At 55.2% G+C, this 20,516-nt stretch carries 16 protein-coding genes; 5 read left to right on the top strand and 11 right to left on the bottom strand.

Annotated elements, in window-relative coordinates; all coding sequences use genetic code 11:
• Window positions 1-4 precede the first annotated feature (4 nt).
• Window positions 5-1,564, top strand: a complete 1,560-nt coding sequence (locus tag KO499_RS16495) for a general secretion pathway protein GspF (RefSeq protein WP_215984854.1) — start codon at window positions 5-7, stop codon at window positions 1,562-1,564.
• A 14-nt stretch (window positions 1,565-1,578) separates the two neighbouring features.
• Here the strand turns inward: KO499_RS16495 and KO499_RS16490 are convergent, their stop codons facing one another.
• Window positions 1,579-2,472: an FAD:protein FMN transferase gene (locus KO499_RS16490; RefSeq protein WP_215985431.1), complete on the bottom strand. Its 894-nt coding sequence runs from the start codon at window positions 2,470-2,472 to the stop codon at window positions 1,579-1,581.
• A gap of 457 nt (window positions 2,473-2,929) precedes the next feature.
• On the opposite strand from KO499_RS16490, the gene KO499_RS16485 reads away from it, so the two are divergent.
• Window positions 2,930-4,180: an ABC transporter substrate-binding protein gene (locus KO499_RS16485; protein ID WP_215984853.1), complete on the top strand. Its 1,251-nt coding sequence runs from the start codon at window positions 2,930-2,932 to the stop codon at window positions 4,178-4,180.
• 104 nt (window positions 4,181-4,284) lie between these two features.
• On the opposite strand, the gene KO499_RS16480 is transcribed toward KO499_RS16485, so the two are convergent.
• The 6 genes from KO499_RS16480 to KO499_RS16455 form a co-directional block, all read right to left on the bottom strand.
• On the bottom strand, window positions 4,285-6,027 hold the full coding sequence (locus KO499_RS16480) for an extracellular solute-binding protein (RefSeq protein WP_215984852.1): 1,743 nt from the start codon (window positions 6,025-6,027) through the stop codon (window positions 4,285-4,287).
• A gap of 221 nt (window positions 6,028-6,248) precedes the next feature.
• Window positions 6,249-6,524, bottom strand: a complete 276-nt coding sequence (locus KO499_RS16475) for a DUF2160 domain-containing protein (RefSeq protein ID WP_215984851.1) — start codon at window positions 6,522-6,524, stop codon at window positions 6,249-6,251.
• An 11-nt stretch (window positions 6,525-6,535) separates the two neighbouring features.
• On the bottom strand, window positions 6,536-7,342 hold the full coding sequence (locus tag KO499_RS16470) for a carbohydrate ABC transporter permease (RefSeq protein ID WP_215984850.1): 807 nt from the start codon (window positions 7,340-7,342) through the stop codon (window positions 6,536-6,538).
• A gap of 10 nt (window positions 7,343-7,352) precedes the next feature.
• A complete protein-coding gene (locus KO499_RS16465; RefSeq protein WP_215984849.1) occupies window positions 7,353-8,219 on the bottom strand; it encodes a carbohydrate ABC transporter permease in 867 nt (288 codons plus the stop codon).
• On the bottom strand, window positions 8,219-9,319 hold the full coding sequence (locus KO499_RS16460) for an ABC transporter ATP-binding protein (protein ID WP_215984848.1): 1,101 nt from the start codon (window positions 9,317-9,319) through the stop codon (window positions 8,219-8,221). Before KO499_RS16460 ends, KO499_RS16465 begins: the two co-directional genes overlap by 1 nt.
• Window positions 9,319-10,413 carry an ABC transporter ATP-binding protein gene (locus KO499_RS16455; protein ID WP_215984847.1) on the bottom strand — a complete coding sequence of 365 codons (1,095 nt, stop codon included), beginning with the start codon at window positions 10,411-10,413 and terminating at the stop codon, window positions 9,319-9,321. Before KO499_RS16455 ends, KO499_RS16460 begins: the two co-directional genes overlap by 1 nt.
• Window positions 10,414-10,747: 334 nt before the next feature.
• Between KO499_RS16455 and KO499_RS16450 the strand changes: the two genes are divergently transcribed.
• A complete protein-coding gene (locus KO499_RS16450) occupies window positions 10,748-12,625 on the top strand; it encodes a sigma-54-dependent Fis family transcriptional regulator (protein WP_215984846.1) in 1,878 nt (625 codons plus the stop codon).
• A 26-nt stretch (window positions 12,626-12,651) separates the two neighbouring features.
• Here KO499_RS16450 and glpK read toward each other — a convergent pair whose 3' ends face one another.
• Entirely contained in the window at window positions 12,652-14,124 is a 1,473-nt protein-coding gene (gene glpK / locus KO499_RS16445) for a glycerol kinase GlpK (RefSeq protein WP_215984845.1), read from the bottom strand.
• 204 nt (window positions 14,125-14,328) lie between these two features.
• On the opposite strand from glpK, the gene KO499_RS16440 reads away from it, so the two are divergent.
• On the top strand, window positions 14,329-15,087 hold the full coding sequence (locus KO499_RS16440; protein ID WP_215984844.1) for a DeoR/GlpR family transcriptional regulator: 759 nt from the start codon (window positions 14,329-14,331) through the stop codon (window positions 15,085-15,087).
• A gap of 182 nt (window positions 15,088-15,269) precedes the next feature.
• Window positions 15,270-16,799, top strand: coding sequence for a glycerol-3-phosphate dehydrogenase (gene glpD / locus KO499_RS16435; RefSeq protein ID WP_215984843.1), 1,530 nt, complete (start codon window positions 15,270-15,272; stop codon window positions 16,797-16,799).
• Window positions 16,800-16,878: 79 nt separating this feature from the next.
• On the opposite strand, the gene KO499_RS16430 is transcribed toward glpD, so the two are convergent.
• From KO499_RS16430 to edd, 3 genes are all read right to left on the bottom strand, one after another.
• Window positions 16,879-17,478 carry a uracil-DNA glycosylase family protein gene (locus KO499_RS16430; RefSeq protein ID WP_215984842.1) on the bottom strand — a complete coding sequence of 200 codons (600 nt, stop codon included), beginning with the start codon at window positions 17,476-17,478 and terminating at the stop codon, window positions 16,879-16,881.
• 124 nt (window positions 17,479-17,602) lie between these two features.
• Window positions 17,603-18,568, bottom strand: coding sequence for a glucokinase (locus KO499_RS16425; RefSeq protein ID WP_215984841.1), 966 nt, complete (start codon window positions 18,566-18,568; stop codon window positions 17,603-17,605).
• Window positions 18,565-20,385: a phosphogluconate dehydratase gene (gene edd / locus KO499_RS16420; protein WP_215984840.1), complete on the bottom strand. Its 1,821-nt coding sequence runs from the start codon at window positions 20,383-20,385 to the stop codon at window positions 18,565-18,567. The genes KO499_RS16425 and edd overlap by 4 nt, the downstream gene beginning before the upstream one ends.
• Between the last annotated feature and the right edge of the window lie 131 nt (window positions 20,386-20,516).

Below are 20,516 nucleotides of genomic sequence, written 5' to 3'. Positions count from 1 at the left end.
GATCATGTTCATACGCAAATCCCGTAAAAAGCCTCTGGCGAACGGCAGTCCACTGCTCCACGATGATCACGGCAAACCGAGAACCCGCCGTGAGTTCATTGCCCAGGGCCTGATGGCAGGGTCCGCTACCGTTTTCGGTGCCTCGCTGTTCAGTCTGTTCGGCAACCCGAGATTGGCTTCAGCCGCGTTATCAGCGGATCTGGAAACACTCAAGGAAAGCTGCGGCATTGCAGTTAATGGCGCTGGAAAGATCCCATTTATCTGCTTTGATCTGGCTGGTGGCGCCAATATTGCTGGCTCCAACGTTTTGATGGGCAAATCAGGCGGGCAAATGGATTTCCTGAGCACCGCGGGCTATAACAAGCTAGGCCTGCCGGGTGACATGCTTCCCAACGATCCCGCGTTCGTGAACACGGAGCTGGGCCTGGCCTTCCATTCTGACAGCGCCTTCCTCAGGGGTATTCTGCAGAGCACATCAGCAGGCACCCGGGCGGCGACAGACGGAGCCATCATTGCCGCTCGCTCAGAAAACGACACCGGCAACAATCCCCACAACCCGATGTACGGGATTCATCGTGCCGGCGCGGACGGCTCTCTGCTCTCTCTTATAGGCTCCCAGAGCTCGGAATCCGGTGGCAATTCACTGGCACCGATGAATCTGATCAATCCTGAGGTTCGCCCCACCAAGATTGACCGGCCATCGGATGCCACCGGGCTGGTGGACGTAGGCGACCTCATCGGCATTCTCGATCAGTCGGATGCGGTGGCTGTCATGGAATCCATACAGCGCATCAGCGATGCCAAAATGAACCAGGTAAACACGGGCATTTCCACTGACGATGTGGTCAAGGACCTAGTGCGCTGCGGTTACATAAAAAGTGCCGATCTGGCAGATCGGTTCGGCAATCCGGCAGAACTGGATCCGGAACTGGATCTTGAGATCGTCGGCTCCACTGGAATTTTCAGCCGCGACGAGTTCGACAACAACAGCGAATTTCGCAAAACCGCATCGGTGATGAAGCTGGTGATGAATGGCTACGCAGGTGCCGGGACAATCACCATGGGCGGCTATGACTACCATACCGGGGAGCGCGGAACCGGAGAGCGCCGGGACGAGCAGGCCGGACGCTGCATGGGCGCGTGCCTGGAATATGCGGCAAGGGTGGGCATGCCACTGATGCTCTACGTATTCAGTGATGGCTCAGTATCAAGCAATGGCCGTATTGACGATTCAACGGACGGTCGTGGCAAGGGCGAATGGACTGGCGACAACCAACAGACCGCCGCCTCATTTTTTATGGTCTACAATCCGGCTGGCCGCCCAAGCCCGATTCGCAGACAAATTGGATTCATGCGCTCAGACGCCTCTGTCGAAACCGCATCCAGCCCTGCCGCCAATAACGTTAACCAGCTGGTTCAGACCGTGTTGCTCAACTATATGGCATTGCACGGGGAGCAAAGTGATTTCGGGTCCCGTTTCAACGGTCACGGGCTGGGCAATGCCACATCACAAGATAGCCTGATCGCATTCGAGAACCTCGTGAACGGAACGATCAGCGGTTGATCCTGCGGTTCCCCCTACCTGGATGGAGGGGGAACCAGCCCCTCTGACACATGCATCATGCGCTGATCATCGATAACAACCACATCGATGCCAGGCAGACGCTCAATCATCTCCAGCCCTTTCTCAGGCCCCAGAACAAACACCGCGGTAGACAGGCCATCGGTGGTTAACGCATTGTCGCCAATGATCGTCACGCTCTGGACGCCCCTGACCGATTTGCCAGTGACGGGAGACAGTATGTGGTGGACACGGTCCCCTGCCTCATCCAGAAAGAACCGCTCATAGTCGCCTGAGGTAGAAACAGCCACATCCTGCAGCGGCAAAACCACTGCATTGCGGCCTTCGGAGCGGGGATCCCGGATTCCCACATACCAGGGCCGCCCACGTTTATCGCCCAGAAGCCTCATGTCGCCACCGGCACTGAGTCTGGCATGGCGAATACCAGAGCTGACCAGGTGCTCGACACCCAGGTCGACAGCGTAGCCCTTGGCAATTCCGCCAAGATCCACCAGCATACCCGGCTGGCGGTATTCGACGGTGTGCGCCTCCTGATCCAGAAGGACATCACGGAAATTCACCCGCGACAAACCGGACTGGATCTCCTCGTCTGTAGGTTTCTTACCCGCTCTGAAGTCATACAGGTAACCGATGGAACCAAAGGTGACGTCGAACGCGCCGTCGCTGAGAACGGACACATCCCTCGCTTTCTCCAGAACCTGAAACAGGCCGGAACTTACGGATATGGGACCATCGGGTGCAGTGCGATTGAGCCGGGACACTTCAGAATCCTCGCGGTAACGGCTCATCTGCTCATCCACCTGATGAAATACCGCCAAGACATCCTCCCCGACCCGATCCGCGAAGGTCTTGTCTTCTGCCCAGAATTCGAGCTCGATCGGGGTGGTCATGGCCGTATCCGAATACTGGTACCATTCGGCACTTGCAACAGGCGCAAACAGAGCCCCCCCGGCCAGTAACACCAAACCCTGAATTCCGGATCGCAACAACCTGTGATCAGCGCCTTTCAATTTCCACACAGCAGAAACTCCACTCAACAATGGCCTCAGTGCCACTCCTGTGCGAAGTGTATCCAGTCACTGTGCGGAAACCAAACAGAACGCTTCAGGCAACTTGCTGGGACACCATGTGTTTTCCGATCAGTCGTTCAAAGCCCGGGCTCGCTCTCAGAGCCGACAGGATTCAGACCTTACCTAACCGGCAACCTACAAAACGTTACCCAAATTTCCACTTTAGTCTCATTGTTGGTTCCATAATCAGCGCTGACACTAGCTGCGCTTAACTAAACAACAAAAATGAATAGCGGCCCCTTCTCCAGTGGCGCCGCAATTCCGGAGGCCAACCTGAATGAATCTCAGAAAAGCACTCTTTTCTGCTTGCCTGCTGTTGCTGGCTAGTACCACTGTCTATGCCGAAACCCTGAAAATAGGACTCAACTATCCCCAAACCGGTCGCTACAAGGATCAGGGCCTGCAGCAACGCCTGGGCGCCTTCCTGGCCGTTGACGAGATCAATAAGGCGGGCGGCGTCATGGGTCGCGAGCTTGAATTGGTGGTTAGGAATACCCGTGGCGAACCGGCCCAGGGCGCAAAGAACACAGCCGAACTCATCGATCGTGAGGGCGTGCGGATGGTCTTCGGCGGTGTTTCCAGTGCTGTAGCCATTGCTTCAGGCAAAGCCGCTCGTGACCGCAACCGCCTTTATTTCGGAGCACTCACCTACTCGAATGCAACCACAGGTGCCGAAGGCCATTCTCATATGTTCCGCGAGCCTTACAACGCCTGGATGACCGCAAAGGCACTCAGCCAGTACCTGAGCACGAATCACTCCGACGACGACTACTTCTACATCACCGCCGACTACACCTGGGGCTGGTCTGTGGAAGAATCTGTTCGCAAGTTTTCCGGTACCGACGATACTGAACGCCATAAAGGCGTGAAAACGCCATTCCCCAGAGCGCTGATCACCGACTTCCGTGACGCGTTGGAGCAGGCCGATGCCAGCAACGCCAAGGTCCTGATGATGGTTCTGTTTGGCGATGACATGGTGCGGGCCCTGAACGTTGCTTACGAAATGGGGCTTACCAAGAAAATGCAGATTGTCGTACCCAACCTGACTCTGGGCATGGCCCGAGAGGTCGGGCCCACCATTATGGAAGGCATAATCGGCGGTTCACCCTGGGTCTGGAACGTGCCTTACGAGCTCAACTACACCAGAGGAACAGAATTTGTGGAGGCCTTCTCGAAGCGCTATGAAGTGCGGCCATCAACCGCTGCTGCCTCGGCCTACAGCATTATTTACCAGTACAAGGATGCCGTTGAGAGAACCGGCACCACCAACACCTCTCTCCTTATCAAAGCTCTGGAGGGACACAGATATACCCTTCTGAAAGACGAACAGTACTGGCGGGCATTTGATCATCAGAACGTACAGACCGTCTATGTTGTCAAAGTGAAGCCCCGCAATACCGTCATTGCCGATGAGTATAGTGCCGACTATTTCAGCATCATCGATTCAATGTCCGGTGAACAGGCCGCCCAGACCCGGGAAGAATGGGAAGAGCGTCGCCTGAAGGCTGGCAAACCAGTCCGACTCTGACAACTTTCCTGCAACACGAAACAACGTCAACGTAAGAATGGAGCTCTGCCTGCCGCAACGTTTTCTGTTGCGACAGGCATGGCTTTACAGGAAATCAGCTCGCCTTAGCGCGCCTCTTCCCAGGTTTTCAACAGCTCATCATAGGCAACGGTTTTGCCCTGGGGTTTCTCGTTTGCCAGCTTAGGCTTGGGTGCGCCGGGCTGATCAAGCCAGTACTGAGGATCTCGTGGTTCATTCAGCTTCGGCCCACAGTTTGGCTGTACATTGGCGCGTTCCAGCCGCTCCATCACTCGGTCTTGCGCCTTGGCAAGACCATCGAGGGCTTCCTGCGGAGTAGCCTCACCGCTGGCGGCCTGCGCGATGTACTGCCACCACAATTGTGCCAGTTTCGGGTAATCCGGCACATTGGTGCCCGTTGGGGACCATTGGACACGGGCCGGGCTACGGTAGAATTCCACCAGACCACCGAGCTTCGGAGCCATCTCCGTCATCGCCTCAGACTCAATGTCAGACTCGCGGATCGGAGTCAGACCTGCAATGGTTTTCTCCAGAGACACCGTCTTGGATACAGTGAACTGAGCGTACAGCCACGCAGCAAGACGACGCTTCTCCGGCGTTGAGTCCAGGAAGGTCCAGGAACCCACGTCCTGATAACCGAGCTTCATGCCCTCTTCCCAGTAGGGACCGCGGGGGGACGGCGCCATACGCCACTTGGGTGTGCCATCGTCGTTCACAACCGGCAGTCCGTCCTTGATCATGCTTGCCGTAAACGCGGTGTACCAGAAGATCTGCTGGGCAACATTACCCTGGGCCGGAACAGGACCCGCCTCAGAGAAGGTCATACCCTGAGCTTCAGGGGGCGCGTATTCACGCAACCAGTCGACGTATTTTGCGGTGGCATACACAGCAGCAGGACCGTTAGTTGCGCCGCCGCGGCTGACACTGGCACCTACCGGGTGGCACTCTTCAACGCGAATACCCCATTCATCTACAGGAAGACCGTTTGGCAGCCCCTTGTCGCCCGCACCGGCCATTGAGAACCACGCATCCGTAAAGCGCCAGCCAAGAGACGGATCTTTCTTGCCGTAGTCCATATGACCATAAACGCGCTCACCGTCGATTTCCTTCACGTGAACCGAGAAGAACTCGGCAATATCCTCATAGGCGGACCAGTTAACCGGCACCCCCAGATCGTAGCCATAAATCTCTTTGAACTGCTTCTGCAGGTCTTCACGCTCGAACCAGTCGGCGCGGAACCAGTACAGGTTGGCAAACTGCTGCGAAGGTAGTTGATAGAGCTTGCCGTCGGGCCCGGTGGTGAAGTCCAGTCCGATGAAATCCTCAAGATCCAGTGTAGGAAGAGTGAGGTCTTTGCCAGCACCATTCATGATGTCTTCAACGGCCACCACCTTTCCGTAACGGACATGGGTGCCAATCAAGTCTGAATCGTTCACGTAACCGTCGTAGATATTGCGTCCGGACTGCATCTGAGTCTGGAGCTTCTCGATGACATCACCTTCCTGAATCAGTGTATGGGTCAGGTTTATCCCGGTAATTTCGGAAAACGCCTTGGCCAGAACATTGGATTCGTATTCGTGAGTCGCGATGGTTTCGGAAACCACGTTGATATCCATGCCCCGGAACTGCTCAGCGGCTTTGGCGAACCACTCCATCTCACGAATCTGTTCTTCCTTTGTGAGCGTGGATGTCTTGAATTTTTCATTGACCCACTTTTCAGCCGCCTCAGTGTACTGATCAGCGCTGGCATGCAGACTTAGCCCCATGCTGGCAACACCGACAGCGGCACTCAGCAATAGGGTTTTCGGATATTTATTGTTGTAGAACATATCCAACCTCGTTCGTCTTTTTATATGAATGGAGCGAAACATCCTAGTTTCGTTTCCGCAGTTATAGCGCCTTAGTCGCTATTCTTCCTACCGGAATCGCGGGTGATCGATTCCGATCATTAGATCAAAATTAGTTCGCAATCGAAATCTTTACAACCTTTTACACGGGATTCTTCTGGCCCAAATGTTCGTAAAGATCACACAACGAACATCCGGCCTGCCTATCCCCAACGCAACAACACCAACAACCAGGCTACCGAGACGGCCAGCGCCACCCAGAGGGTGACATCACTGACGGCGAGGAAGCTCAGGTGTATGTAAGCAGCGGAGAGCAAACCGATAAAAAGCCGGTCACCCCGTGTGGTAGCAATCGGCAGAAAGCCCTTCCTTTCAGTGCACGGGGAGACAATCTCGAAAACCGTCATCACTGCCAGAATTCCCGCAATTACAGCAAAGAAGATGGCGACGGTCGGCGTCCAGTTCATCCAGGCAATCATAAGTTGTCTCCTTAAACGCGTCCGAGGGCAAAACCTTTGGCAACATGGTTCCGAACAAACCAGATCACCAGCAGGCCGGGAATGATGGTGAGCGAACCGGCTGCAGCCAGCACACCCCAGTCGATACCGCTCGCGCCTATCGTTCGGGTCATGATCGCACCGATCGGCTGAGCATCTACGGAGGTGAGTGTCCTGGCAAGAAGCAACTCTACCCAGGAGAACATGAAGGCAAAAAACGCCGTGACCCCTATGCCTGAACGAATCATCGGCAGGAACACCTTGACGAAGAACTTTGGAAAGCTGTAGCCATCAATATAGGCCATTTCGTCGTACTCGCGCGGAACCCCGGACATGAAGCCCTCGAGTATCCAGACAGCCAGAGGCACGTTGAACAGGCAGTGCGCCAGCGCCACTGCTATGTGGGTATCGAACAGCCCAATGGATGAATAGAGCTGGAAAAACGGCAACAGGAACACCGCCGGTGGTGCCATCCGGTTACTGAGCAACCAGAAGAACAGATGCTTGTCGCCCAGGAACTTGTAGCGACTGAAGGCGTATGCCGCAGGCAGGGCCACCAGCAATGTGATGATCACGTTAATCGACACATAGATCATTGAATTGAGGTAGCCGTTGTACCAGCTGGGGTCGGTGAAAATCACCGCATAATTATCCAACGTGAAATTCTGGGGCCACAGGGTGAGCCCGCCGAGAATCTCCTGGTTGGTTTTGAACGACATGTTCAGCAACCAGTAGATAGGCGTCAGGAGCAACAGGATAAACAGTGTAATCCCGACGTTTTTCGAACGTGTCTGTCTCATCACACTCTCCTTAATTTTCTTTGTCGGCGTGCGTAATGGCGGTAAAGAAGAGCCATGAAATCAGCAATACGATGAGGAAGTAGATCAGCGAGAAGGCGGCTGCGCGCCCAAGATCAAACTGCCCGATGGCCATGGTCGTGAGCGTCTGACTCAGGAAGGTTGTTGAACTTCCGGGCCCGCCACCGGTAAGCACAAAAGGCTCAATGTAAATCATAAAGCTGTCCATGAAGCGAAGCAGCACAGCGATGATAAGAACACTCTTGAGCCGTGGGAGCTGGATGTACCGGAACACCGCCCACTTCGAGGCACGGTCAATTTCCGCCGCCTGATAGAATGCCTCCGGAATCGCACGCAACCCGGAATAGCAGAGCAAGGCAACCAGCGGCGTCCAATGCCACACGTCCATCAAAAGGACGGTCAGCCACGCATCGAGCGTGTCGCCGGTGTAGTTGTACTCAATCCCCAACTGGTTGATGCCCCAGCCAAAAAGACCGATATCGCCACGGGCGAAGATCTGCCAGATGGTTCCAACCACGTTCCAGGGAATCAGCAGCGGAATGGCCAGAAGAATCAGGCAGACGGAACCCTTGATGCCGGATTTCGGCATCATCAGTGCGACCCCGATGCCCAGTGGAATCTGGATCAGCAGTACCGCGCCAGAGAAAATAAACTGGCGAATCAGGGAATCCTGCAGGCGCTCGTCGGTCAGTACCTCTTTAAACCACTCCGTACCCACAAAGAATGCCTGGCCCGGGCCAAAAATATCCTGTACCGAGTAGTTCACCACGGTCATCAATGGAATCAGCGCCGAGAAGGCAACCAGCAAAAATACCGGCAGCACCAGCCACCAGGCTCTATTGTTTTGGACCTTTTGCATCACTGTTGCTCCTGTACCAGGAATTCATCCACATACAGCTTCAGCCATTGCGCCGGAAAAGAGAGCTGCACCCGACTACCGATTGAAGCGGCAAACTCCTCGCTCTGCCGGATTTTCATTTTCTCGCCGTCAAGCTGAACGGTGACAATCTTGTAGGTACCGAGGTCCTCAACATCCAGAACCTCGGCCTCGAAGGTATCGTCCGAAGCAACGTATGAGACTTGCACAAACTCCGGACGGATGCCGATCTTGATATTGGTGGACCGCGTTCGTTGCAGGATCTCGACCTGCCAGGTTTCAAGCCCGACAACCGTGTTTCCGAAACACACGCCACGAGAACACCGCTGGACCTCAATAAGATTCATGCCCGGACTGCCAATGAAAAAGCCTACGAAGGTGTGGTTGGGTTGCTCGAATAACTCGGTAGGGGTGCCAAACTGAACAATCTGTCCGCCATACATCACGGCAATCTTGTCAGCAAAGGTCGACGCCTCGAGCTGATCATGGGTGACATACACCATGGTGATATCGAATTGTTCGTGGATCTGCTTGAGTTTCCGACGAAGTTTCCACTTCAGCTGCGGATCGATAACCGTCAGAGGTTCGTCAAACAGGATCGCCGAAACGTCCTCCCGGACCAGGCCACGCCCCATCGAAACCTTCTGTTTTTCATCCGCAGTGAGGTTCTTTGCTTTTTTAAAGAGCTTATCCTCGATCTCCAGAACTTCGGCAATTTCATGCACCCGGGCCTTGATCCTGGATGCAGGTACCTTATTGTTTTTGAGAGGGAAAGCCAGGTTGTCGAAAACGGTCATCGAGTCGTAAATAACGGGAAACTGAAACACCTGGGCAATATTCCTGTCTCGTGGCGACAGCTCGTTGACACGTTTTCCGTCAAACAGAACATCCCCTTCGGAGGGCTGCACCAGACCGGAAATAATGTTCAGCATCGTACTTTTTCCACAGCCCGACGGACCCAGAAGCGCATAAGCGCCACCTTTATGCCAGACATGATCCAGCTGGCGAATGGCGTAATCGTCGGGCCCGGCTGGCGTATCGCTGTAACTATGAGCAAGAGATTTCAACTGAATTTCAGCCATCAGACAGACCCTCCTGACACCTGAGACGGTGTGCGTACCAGTTGCTCGTTGTCATCGAAAACGAACAGCTTGTTGATCGGCAGATACACTTTGATGGGTGAACCCGTGTGGTACTGGTGCACGCCCATCAACTGCAACACCATTTCGAAATGACTGTTCTCCACATGCATGAAGGTTTCAGAACCGCTGATCTCGCTGAGCTCTACCTCCATCGACATTTCCAGATCATCATCGCTGGTGGGCACCAGACCGATATGACTGGGGCGAATCCCGAACCAGTAATCGCCCGGTTGCAGCTTCGCCAGTCCCTGCGTCAGCGCATGGTGGGAGTATTCATCGAAGGTCACCTCTGTCTCGGAAACCCGACCGCGAATCATGTTCATCGGAGGTTCACTGAACAACTGTGCAGCAAGAGTGTTCACAGGGGCGCGATAGACATCCATCACCGGGCCGGTCTGAACCACCTTCCCCTCATGCAGTAATGTGGTCGTACCCCCTAGCGCAAGGGCTTCATTGGCCTCCGTGGTGGCATAGACCGCAATGCACTGGCGTTCACGGAACAGGTCCCGGAGTTCGGCCCTGAGCTCTTCACGCAGCTTGTAATCGAGGTTTACCAGAGGCTCATCGAACAGTACCAGAGTGGCATCCTTCACCAGCGCCCGGGCCATGGCCGTGCGCTGCTGCTGGCCGCCTGACAGCTCAAGCGGGTAACGTTTAAGCAAGGGATCAATCCGCAGCATCGACGCGGTTTCCTTCACACGGCGGTCGATTTCGGATTCAGCCATCTTCGCCAGCCGCAGCGGCGAGGCGATGTTCTCGTAGACGGTCAGATTGGGGTAGTTGATGAACTGCTGATAGATCATCGAAATATTGCGGCTCTGCACACTCTGCCCTGTCACGTCCTCGCCGTTATAGATCAGACGGCCGGTATCCGGCTTGTCGAGTCCGGCCATCAGTCGCATCAGTGAGGTTTTTCCGGCCAGCGTCCGGCCGAGCAGAACGTTAAAGGAACCTGCCTCAAAGGTGAGGTTGGCATCCCGGATATAGTCGACACCGTCGACCACACGGGAGAGATTCTCCAGTGTTAAGGACATAGGCTTTCCTTTTTGTTCTTGTGGAAAGGTGCGCCGGCTTGGCTCCTACCAAGCATCGGAATTCGAATTCGAATCTTAACAGGCAAGCGCTGTACCAGCTCACGACACCCTTACAGGTGATTTTGCGTACTTCATTGTTTTTCTTTCTATTTTGGAATTCACTGGGGATTCCTATTCGAAAACAGGCATGTTCGATTAGCAATACTCTGTTCAGTTTGAACATTGACGTGAACGGTGTTTGCACAGATCATTGAACAGCTTCTGCCAGCATTCGGCCGGACTCGCTCCATGAATCGTCGACAAGAACAACAAACGAACACACGAGAACTGCATCATGAGACACAATGAATATCCAGACTATCAACATGTTGTCAGGGATTCGTGGAACCGTTGCATCGCCTGGGGCCTTGATCACGACCACCAGCCCACACCGCCTGTGCCCGAAGCGACCCAGCTTGAAGCAATAAGCCGCCAACACAGCGAACTGCTCTCGGTAACCGAAGCCGAAGTGTTGCCCTACTATCAGAACGTGCTTTTCAACAGCCGCTGCCTGATTCTCCTTGCCGATCAAAACGCGACAGTACTGAACAGCTGGGGTGACGAACGCATCACCGAATCTCGCCTGAAACCCTGGTTCCAGACCGGAGCGAACTGGCAGGAGCAGAATTGCGGAACCAACGCCATCGGCACTTCGATTGCGGCGGGTGCCCCCGTACAGATACAGCGAAACGAACATTTCCTGAAAATGAACCGAAGCATCATTGCCTCGGCTGCGCCCATTTTTGATGCCCAGGCGCAGCTTGCTGGTGTTCTCAGTGTGTTCAGTGATGCCTATCTGCCACAGGCGCACACGCTGGGAATGGTTCGGTTGCTTTCCCAGTCGGTAGAGAATCGCCTCATCAGCCGGAAGTTCGGTCCGGATCATTTTCAGATCACCCTGAATACAACCGCGGACAATTTTGACAGCCCCTGGTCCGGCATACTTGTGTGTGATGACTCGGGCCGGGTCGTTGCCAGCAATCAGCGGGCAGACCAACTACTGGGTATGAAGACTGCCGGGACCCGCCTGGATGAGCTGTTTACCGGTCACCGGAATCATATTCTTGGCCACCCGGAAACCGACCCCCTGCAACTGACCACTCGCAGTAAGGTCCGATTGAGCGCCCGGATCAAGCGCCCCACAAAGGCGACCGAAAGTACACCTCAAATAGCACCACCACGACCTGACGAGGCCGGAGGTCCGGCTGATCTGCTAGCCATCGACAACCTCGAGTACGGTGATTCAGCCGTCAAGCGCTGCGCCACACAAAGCCTCAAGGTACTACAGCGAGGTGTACCTGTGCTTATCACCGGTGAGACTGGGGTTGGCAAAGAAGTCCTGGTCAAGGCACTGCACAAGGCCTCCCCTCGCAAGGCCCGGCCACTGGTGGCCGTCAACTGTGCGGCCATCCCCCCAGAACTGGTTGAATCGGAATTGTTCGGTTACGAGGCGGGCGCCTTTACTGGCGCCAGGGCGCAGGGCTCACATGGATTCATTCGAAAGGCCCACGACGGCATTCTGTTTCTCGATGAGATCGGCGAAATGCCACTATCGGCCCAGTCACGACTGCTACGGGTTCTCCAGGAACGGGATGTCACCCCGGTGGGTTCCACCGACAGCATCCCTGTCGATATTCTGCTGATTACCGCAACTAACCGCCCACTAAATTCACGTATTGAGAAAGGCCTTTTTCGAGCAGACCTTTACTACCGGATCAACGGACTGTGTGTCGAACTGCCGGCTCTGAGACATCGAACCGACAAGTTACTTCTGATACAAAGCCTCTATTCCCAGCATCGGGATCCGGGCCAGTCGGAACATTTATCGCCAAAGGTTCTTGCGGCACTGGAAAACCACCCCTGGCCTGGCAACATCAGGCAACTGGTCAATGTGTTGCGGGTAGCTATCGCGATTGCTGATGGGGAAGACGTGCAGATATGGCATTTGCCGGAAGACTTTCTTGCAGCATTCGACGCCGCCTCCAACACAGAAACCGAGGCAGCACGGCCGAACTCCGAAGCGTCCAATCTCAAGCCAGGGGAAGGCGATACTCTTGCCCGGACACTGCAGGTTTACCGCAAGTGTGCGGGCAATATTTCCCAAGCTGCCCGAGAGCTAATGATCAGCCGTAATACACTGTACAAGCGCTTGCGGGAGCTGGGGGTACGCTGATACCCATTCCCGCAGAAATCAGGCCGTCAAAGCTTTTCCACCGCCTGGATCCAGCCATCGTAGAGTTTGTCGCGGTGCTCTTTCGTCATGGCAGGCTCAAAACTGCGGTCGCATCGCCATAATTCCGCCAGCTCATCGAGAGACGTGTAAACACCGGCTTCCAGCCCGGCCAGATAAGCGGCCCCAAGAGCAGTGGTCTCAACCAGTGACGGACGATCCACCCGGGCACCGAGTATGTCTGCCAGAAACTGGAGAACCCAGTTGTTGGCCACCATACCACCGTCAACCCGGAGATTGACTGGCCGAATGCCATCCTTTTCCATGGCCTTTTGCAGATCCTTGGTCTGATAGCAAACGGACTGCAGGCCGGCTGTGACAATTTCCTTGATGCCAGTATCCCGGGTCAGACCGAATATGGCACCTCTTGCATTGGGGTCCCAGTATGGTGCACCAAGCCCGGTAAAGGCCGGCACCAGATATACGCCATGGTCAATGGGCGTGCCTTCAGCAAGCGGTTCAGTTTCACAGGCGTCCTGGATAAGTTTGAGACCGTCGCGTAACCATTGAATGGTGGCGCCCGCGATAAAGATGCTGCCTTCCAACGCGTAGGTCGGCTTTCCATTCAGCCGATAGGCCACTGTAGTGAGCAATCGGTGCTCCGACTTCAGGGCCTTATCGCCAGTGTTCAGCATGAGGAAGCAACCGGTGCCGTAGGTGCTTTTTGCCATTCCGATACCAAAGCAGGTCTGACCAAACAGGGCCGCCTGCTGATCGCCCGCAACTCCAAGCACCGAGGTACCGTTAAGGGCACCGCCCTCTGTGATCTGTCCGAACTGGTCGGCAGAATCCATCACCTCCGGTAACAACGATTCGGGAATGCCAAAAAGCTCCAGAAGCTCTGGATCCCATTTCTGCGTGTGAATGTTGAAGAGCATCGTGCGGCTTGCATTGGTGGCATCGGTGCGGTGCTCTCGACCGCCGGTCAATCGCCACAACAGAAAGGTGTCTACCGTTCCGAAGGCCAACTCACCGCGCTCGGCACGCTCGCGGACACCGGCAACATTCTCCAGTATCCATCGAATCTTCGTGGCGGAGAAATAGGGATCAATCAGCAGGCCGGTCTTGCTGTTAACCCGGGCTTCAAGTCCTTCGCTTTTGAGGGATTCACAGTAGGAAGCGGTTCTCCGGTCCTGCCAAACGATTGCGTTGTAGACAGGCTCTCCGGTATTGCGATCCCAGACCACGGTGGTCTCACGCTGGTTGGTAATACCCACGGCAACAACTTCGTCATCGTCACCACACTCCTCGGCCATTACAGCATCGCAGGTCTGCTGGACCGATGACCAGAGATCCTCCGGATTGTGCTCAACCCAACCACTGGCCGGAAAATGCTGCGGAAACTCCTGCTGTCGGGTGGCGTGGATGTTGCCCTTCAGGTCAAAGAGTATCGCTCGTGAACTGGTGGTTCCCTGATCGATAGAAAGTATGTACTGACTCATATAGTCTCGCCCCCGGGTTCTTATTTTTTCGTATTTTTACGTTTTTGAAAATGAATGCCAAGTAGTTTTCATGACAAGCGCGCGCATTGCCAGACATCCCCTCGCCCAGAAGCTGCATAACCCGCTGAAAACCACTAAACTTCGAACAGTTTCCAGGCCCACAGTTTTTCGCTTGAGAAAAATGACAACGCGGAGGAGAGGTTAATGGCACAGCGTCGCCGACAGGATCTGATTATGGAGCTGATCCAGCAGAACGGTTTCGTCACGACCGAGCAACTGGTAGACCAATTCAAGGTAACGCCCCAAACGATCCGCCGGGACCTGAACGAGCTCGCCAAACATAAGAAGCTTCGCAGACACCATGGTGGAGCAGGCATCGATTCCAGCACCGTCAACACTGCCTACCAGGCGCGCAAGATCATGGACCTGGAAGCCAAAGAGCGTATCGCTACAGCATTAGTGGAACAGATTCCGGATAACTCTTCCATGTTCATCAACATCGGGACCACTACCGAGACCATTGCCAAGGCACTGCTGGAAAAGAACAATCTGCAGATTGTTACAAACAACCTCCACGTCGCATCCATCCTGTCAGCAAAAGAAGACTTTCACGTCATCATTGCAGGCGGTGAAGTGCGAAACCGGGATGGTGGGATTGTTGGTGAAGCCACCCGCGATTTCATCAATCAGTTCAAAATGGATTTTGGCATCATCGGTATCAGCGGCATTCACAACGACGGCTCCCTGCTCGATTTTGATTACCGTGAAGTTCGCGTCGCCCAGGCAATCATTGCCAATTCCAATCAGGTTCTTCTCGCGGCTGACCATTCCAAGTTCGGGCGCAATGCCATGGTCCGTCTGGGCAGCATCTCCCAGGCGGACCACGTGTATACGGATCAACAACCTCCCGCAGAGATTCGCCAGATACTGAACGAGCACAACGTCCAACTCCACATCGTCTGAGCGCATTTTCACGTCCCGCCGCCATTAAATCCTTGGTCGCCTCGCGTTTTCGTTTTTTTTCTATTTTTTCCTTTACGAATATCCTTGCCTTTCGCATAATGGTGTCATACTGCATATTGAACATCGAAAAGTTCGCACTACAACAACGCGTCTTTTCCACTGGCGTCAGGAGATGACCAACAATGGCTACGGGGCACGATCACTTTGACGTTATTGTCGTTGGCGGCGGAGTCAACGGCACCGGCATTGCCATGGATGCTGCGGGACGGGGACTCAAAGTTCTGCTGTGCGAGATGAATGACCTGGCGTCAGCGACCTCATCGAGCAGCAGCAAACTGATACATGGTGGACTCCGGTATCTGGAACACTATGAATTCCGACTGGTTCGCGAAGCCCTGTCCGAGCGAGAATCCCTGCTCCGGAATTCGCCACACATTATGTGGCCGATGCGCTTTCGACTGCCCCACCGCCCTCACTTGCGACCCGCCTGGATGATCCGCACCGGCCTGTTTCTTTATGACCATCTGGCCAAGCGGGAAATTCTTCCAGGCTCCCGCTCAATCGAGTTTGGCGCAGCCGATCCGCTGAAGGCGGATATCACCAAGGGTTTTGAATACTCGGACGGCTGGGTCGACGACGCCCGCCTGGTGGTGCTGACTGCGAAGAAAGCACAGCAGTTTGGCGCTCAGATACTGACCCGCACCAAATGCGTGAAAGCCGAACAGGGCGCCAGCGAATGGAAGGTCACCCTGCGCGACATGACCAATGAAACCGAGAAAACCGTTTCAGCAAAAGCGATTGTGAACGCCTCCGGCCCCTGGGTAAGCAGGTTATTCGGCGAAACACTGTCGATGCCAGCCCCCAAAATGATTCGCATGGTCAAAGGTAGCCATATCGTCGTTCCCAGGCTTAACAAGGACACCGAAGCCTACATCCTCCAGAATGAAGACGAGCGAATTGTCTTTGTCATTCCTTACGAGGACGAGTTTTCGCTGGTAGGCACCACCGACGTTGATTACGAGGGTGACCCCAGGAAAGCAAAAATTTCACCCGAAGAGACCGACTACCTGCTGGATATCGTGAATGCCCACTTCAAGAGACAGCTTGGACCTTCGGATGTGGTCTGGTCCTACTCCGGCGTTCGCCCTCTGATGGACGATGAACAGGAGAATGCGCAGAAGGCATCACGGGACTACTCGTTTGAAGTCAACAGTGAGAAAGGCAAGGCACCCCTGATTTCCGTTTTCGGCGGCAAGATCACAACCTACCGAAAACTCGCCGAAGCAGCCACCGACAAGCTGTGTCAGTTCTTCCCCGAGGCCAGCGGACGGTGGACCAAAACCGCCACACTTCCGGGCGGCGAATTTGATAATCACGAATCTCTCGAACAGAAAATGCGGGGAGATTTCCCGTGGCTCTCAGAGCGGGTTCTAAGTCGCTATGTTCGAACCTACGGCATGACCGCCTATGAGTTTCTCAAGGGCTGTACGTCCATGGAGGACCTGGGCGTCAATTACGCAGGGACCCTGTATGAAAAAGAGGTTGAACACCTTGTGAAGAATGAGTGGGCCATGACGTCAGAGGACATTCTATGGCGTCGAACCAAACAGGGACTGTACGCAACTGAATCCGATGTTGAAGCCCTGGATCGTTACCTCATGAAAACGGCTGCCCCTGAAACCCGCGCGACCGATCTCCACCACAGTGCATGAATCTCATTCAGCCTCCCTTGCTCCGGGCGAAAATGTCCTGCCCGGAGCTCTTTAGCTGCCGGAATCTCCCTCACCCGATCTAGGGTTCAAGAAGCCGGGCAATCCGCAGCTGGAGCTCGGGCACGACTTCCTTTTCGAACCAGGGATTGCGACGCAACCACAGGTTGTTTCTTGGACTGGGGTGAGGCATGGGCAGAAGGTCGGGCCAATAATCCCGCCAGTGCTGAACATTGGCCGTTACGGATTTCCGGCTGCTGGCAAGATGCCAGGCGTGAGCATATTGACCGATAACCAGTGTCAGCCCGATGGCCGGGAGCCGCTCCAGTAAAGCCTCCCGCCAGGCCGGCGCGCACTCCGGTCGCGGAGGCAGGTCGCCAGACTTTCCGGTTCCCGGATAACAAAACCCCATCGGCAGGATTGCGAGCTTCTGTTCGTCGTAAAAGGTGTCCCGCGTCACCCCCATCCATTGCCGCAGCCGATCCCCGCTGGGGTCGTTGAAAGGCAATCCAGTTTCATGCACCCGCCTGCCCGGAGCCTGACCGACCACCAGAATCCTGGCACTCTCAGAGATCTGTATGACTGGCCTGGGCTCGTGAGGCAAAACTTCTGCGCAAATGGTGCAAGCTCGCACGCGCCGGACCAGATCATCGAAAGAAAGCTGGGACAGATTGTCAGTCATGACCTTAAAACCATCGGTGCATTAGCGCAAATGAGTGCTTGAGGATGACCTGGAGTTTGCGACACTGACTGCCAGCTTCAGCGCCCTTGTACACCATCTCTGATCCCACAGCGGTAACCCGCCGTCATACCTCCGGATTGCCCAGTGCCTCAGCGGCTCCCAGCAGCCCGGTGTATGGCTCGGAGACCACGTAGACAGGCGTAGACTCCAATATCGGGCGCATTCTGCCCTTGTCCTCAAAACCGTTACGGAACCTGCTTTCCAGAAAGAACTCCAGGAAGCGTGGCAGAATTCCGCCGCACAGGTAAACCCCACCCGTGCTTCCAAGAGTGAGAACTCCGTTACCAGCTACCCGCCCCAGGATTTCACAAAAGTGGCGAAGCGTGTGACAGGCCAGGCTATCGGTATGTTCCAGGGCCGCTGCGGTGATTTTTTCCGGCGCATCCAATGGCGCTGCTACGCCCTGAATCTCTGCATGGGCCTGATAGAGATTCAGAAGCCCCTGCCCACAAAGAATCCGCTCTACCGATACCCGACCAAACCGGGCCTTGAGAATCCGCAGAACGGCCATCTCGGTATCGTCGGTGGGGGCAAAATCCACATGACCGCCCTCAGTCGTTAAAGGCACCCAGCCCTTTTCAATCGGCACCAGACCTGAAACCCCGAGCCCGGTCCCCGGCCCTATAACAAGTCTGGGGCGACGGTTGTCGCCCGGCCCGCCACAGACATGCACCAGCTGCTCATCTGCAACGTGGGGGACGCCAAGCGCCATCGCGGTAAAATCGTTGATCACCTTGAACGCCGACCAGCCAAACAACTGACGGATTGCTTCAGTATCGAAACACCAGTGATTATTGGTCATACGCACCCGGGTTCCGCGAACCGGCGAGGCCACGGCCAGGCAGGCTCTATCAACTTCCGGAACCCCGACCCTGCTCAGGTAATCCCGCACGGCATCGTCAAGATTGCTGTATTTCCCGCAAACCAGAACCTCAATAGCCCGGGGCTGCACACTGCCCTGCTCTACCAGTGCAAAGCGCGCATTGGTGCCACCTATATCACCAACAAGCGAATAGGGAGTTGCCGTCATGCATCATGATTCCAGAAAAAACTGGCGCCCTCTTCGGGATTGCCGGCAGCGCGACGCATCCAGCCAAACAACTCCCGGCCATAGCCGTGATGGTACCCGCTCAGATCCGCATTTTCAGAATCCCGGCCGGCAAATTCCTGCTCATCCACACTGACCGCAAGAACACCTTGTTCGGCATCCAGGCAGACTTGATCACCATCCCGGACCTTGGCCAGAGGGCCGCCATCCAGGGCTTCCGGATAGACGTGGATTGCCGCCGGGACCTTGCCAGAGGCGCCTGACATACGGCCATCCGTTACCAGGCCTACCTTGAATCCTCGATCCTGCAACACCCCAAGGTAGGGAGTGAGTTTGTGCAGCTCCGGCATACCATTACTTTTCGGACCCTGGAAACGCACGATCACAATGCAGTCCCTGTCCAGATCACCGGCTTCAAACGCCGCCTTGAGCTCGTTCTGATCATTGAAGACGACAGCCGGAGCTTCAACCTTCCGGTGTTCGGGGGCGACCGCAGAGACCTTGATAACACCCCGACCAAGGTTGCCGTCGAGCACCCTGAGCCCGCCATCCGGTGCAAACGGCTCAGCCACAGGGCTGAGAACATCCGGGCGCAGGCTCTGTTCCGGCGCTGGCTTCCAGATAAGCTTATTATCCTCCAGCTCCGGCATCTCACTGAAGCGCTCAAGGCCATAACCAACCACTGTGTTCACGTCGTTGTGCAGGTAGCCGCCGCTCAGCAGCTCTTTGATCAGGAACGGAGTTCCCCCAGCCTCGTGGAACGCATTTACATCTTCCTGCCCGTTGGGGTAGATCCGGGTCATGGACGGAACCACAGAGGAAAGCTCGGCATAGTCGTTCCAGTCGATGATAATCCCTGCCGCCCGGGCAATAGCGATCCAGTGGATGGTGTGATTGGTAGAGCCACCAGTGACCAGCAGCGCCACCAGGGCGTTGACGATGCTTTTCTCATCAACCATGTCGCCCAGACCAAGCTCCCCTCCGTGAGGCTTCGACAGTTTGATCACCTGCTCGGTCGCCGCCCTCGTGAGCTCATCGCGCAGTGGTGTACCAGGATTCACGAATGCCGATCCGGGCAGGTGCAGCCCCATCACCTCTACCAATAGCTGATTACTGTTAGCCGTGCCGTAAAACGTACAGGTACCCGCACTGTGATAAGACTTGCTCTCGGCTTCAAGCAGTTCATCCTTGCCCACCTTGCCTTCGGCATAGAGCTGACGGATCCGCTGCTTCTCCTTGTTCGGCAATCCGGAAGGCATCGGCCCTGCCGGAACCAGAATGGTGGGCAGGTAGCCGAAACTCAGCGAGCCGATCAGAAGCCCCGGGACAATCTTGTCACAGATTCCCAAAAGCAGCGTGGCATCAAACATATTGTGACTCAGCGCCACAGCAGTACTCATGGCGATGGTGTCCCGGGAAAAAAGACTCAACTCCATACCTGGCTGCCCCTGGGTCACGCCGTCACACATGGCAGGTGTGCCACCGGCCACCTGAGCCACGGACCCCATCCCGCGCGCCGCTTCCCGAATAAGATCGGGGAACTTTTCGTAGGGTTGATGGGCCGAAAGCATATCGTTATAGGCCGTTACCATGGCTACGTTGGCTTTGTTCATAAACTTCAGTGCGTCTTTGTCGCCCTGATTACAAGCCGCAAAACCGTGGGCCAGATTGCCACAGGACAGAGAACTCCGGTGCGGGGATTGGGCTTTGAGAGCATTCATCCGGTTCAGGTAATCCTGCCGCGTTGATCGACTGCGCTCGATGATTCTCCGGGTAACTTTGTCTACGGTCGGGTGCATGGTGGGCTCCAGTGCATAGAATATTAGAATGCTCGCCTTTAAAGGTAATCTTACTTTCTTTTTTTGGCATTTCCACCTTTGGCACGTTCATTTATCCAATTTTTGTTGTTATATTTACTACATGCAAGCGG

The sequence above is a fragment of the Marinobacter sp. F3R08 genome (assembly GCF_018860425.1).
Lineage (GTDB): Bacteria > Pseudomonadota > Gammaproteobacteria > Pseudomonadales > Oleiphilaceae > Marinobacter.
Note: the sequence above shows the minus strand (reverse complement) of the source record. Positions and strands in the feature narration are given on the sequence as shown.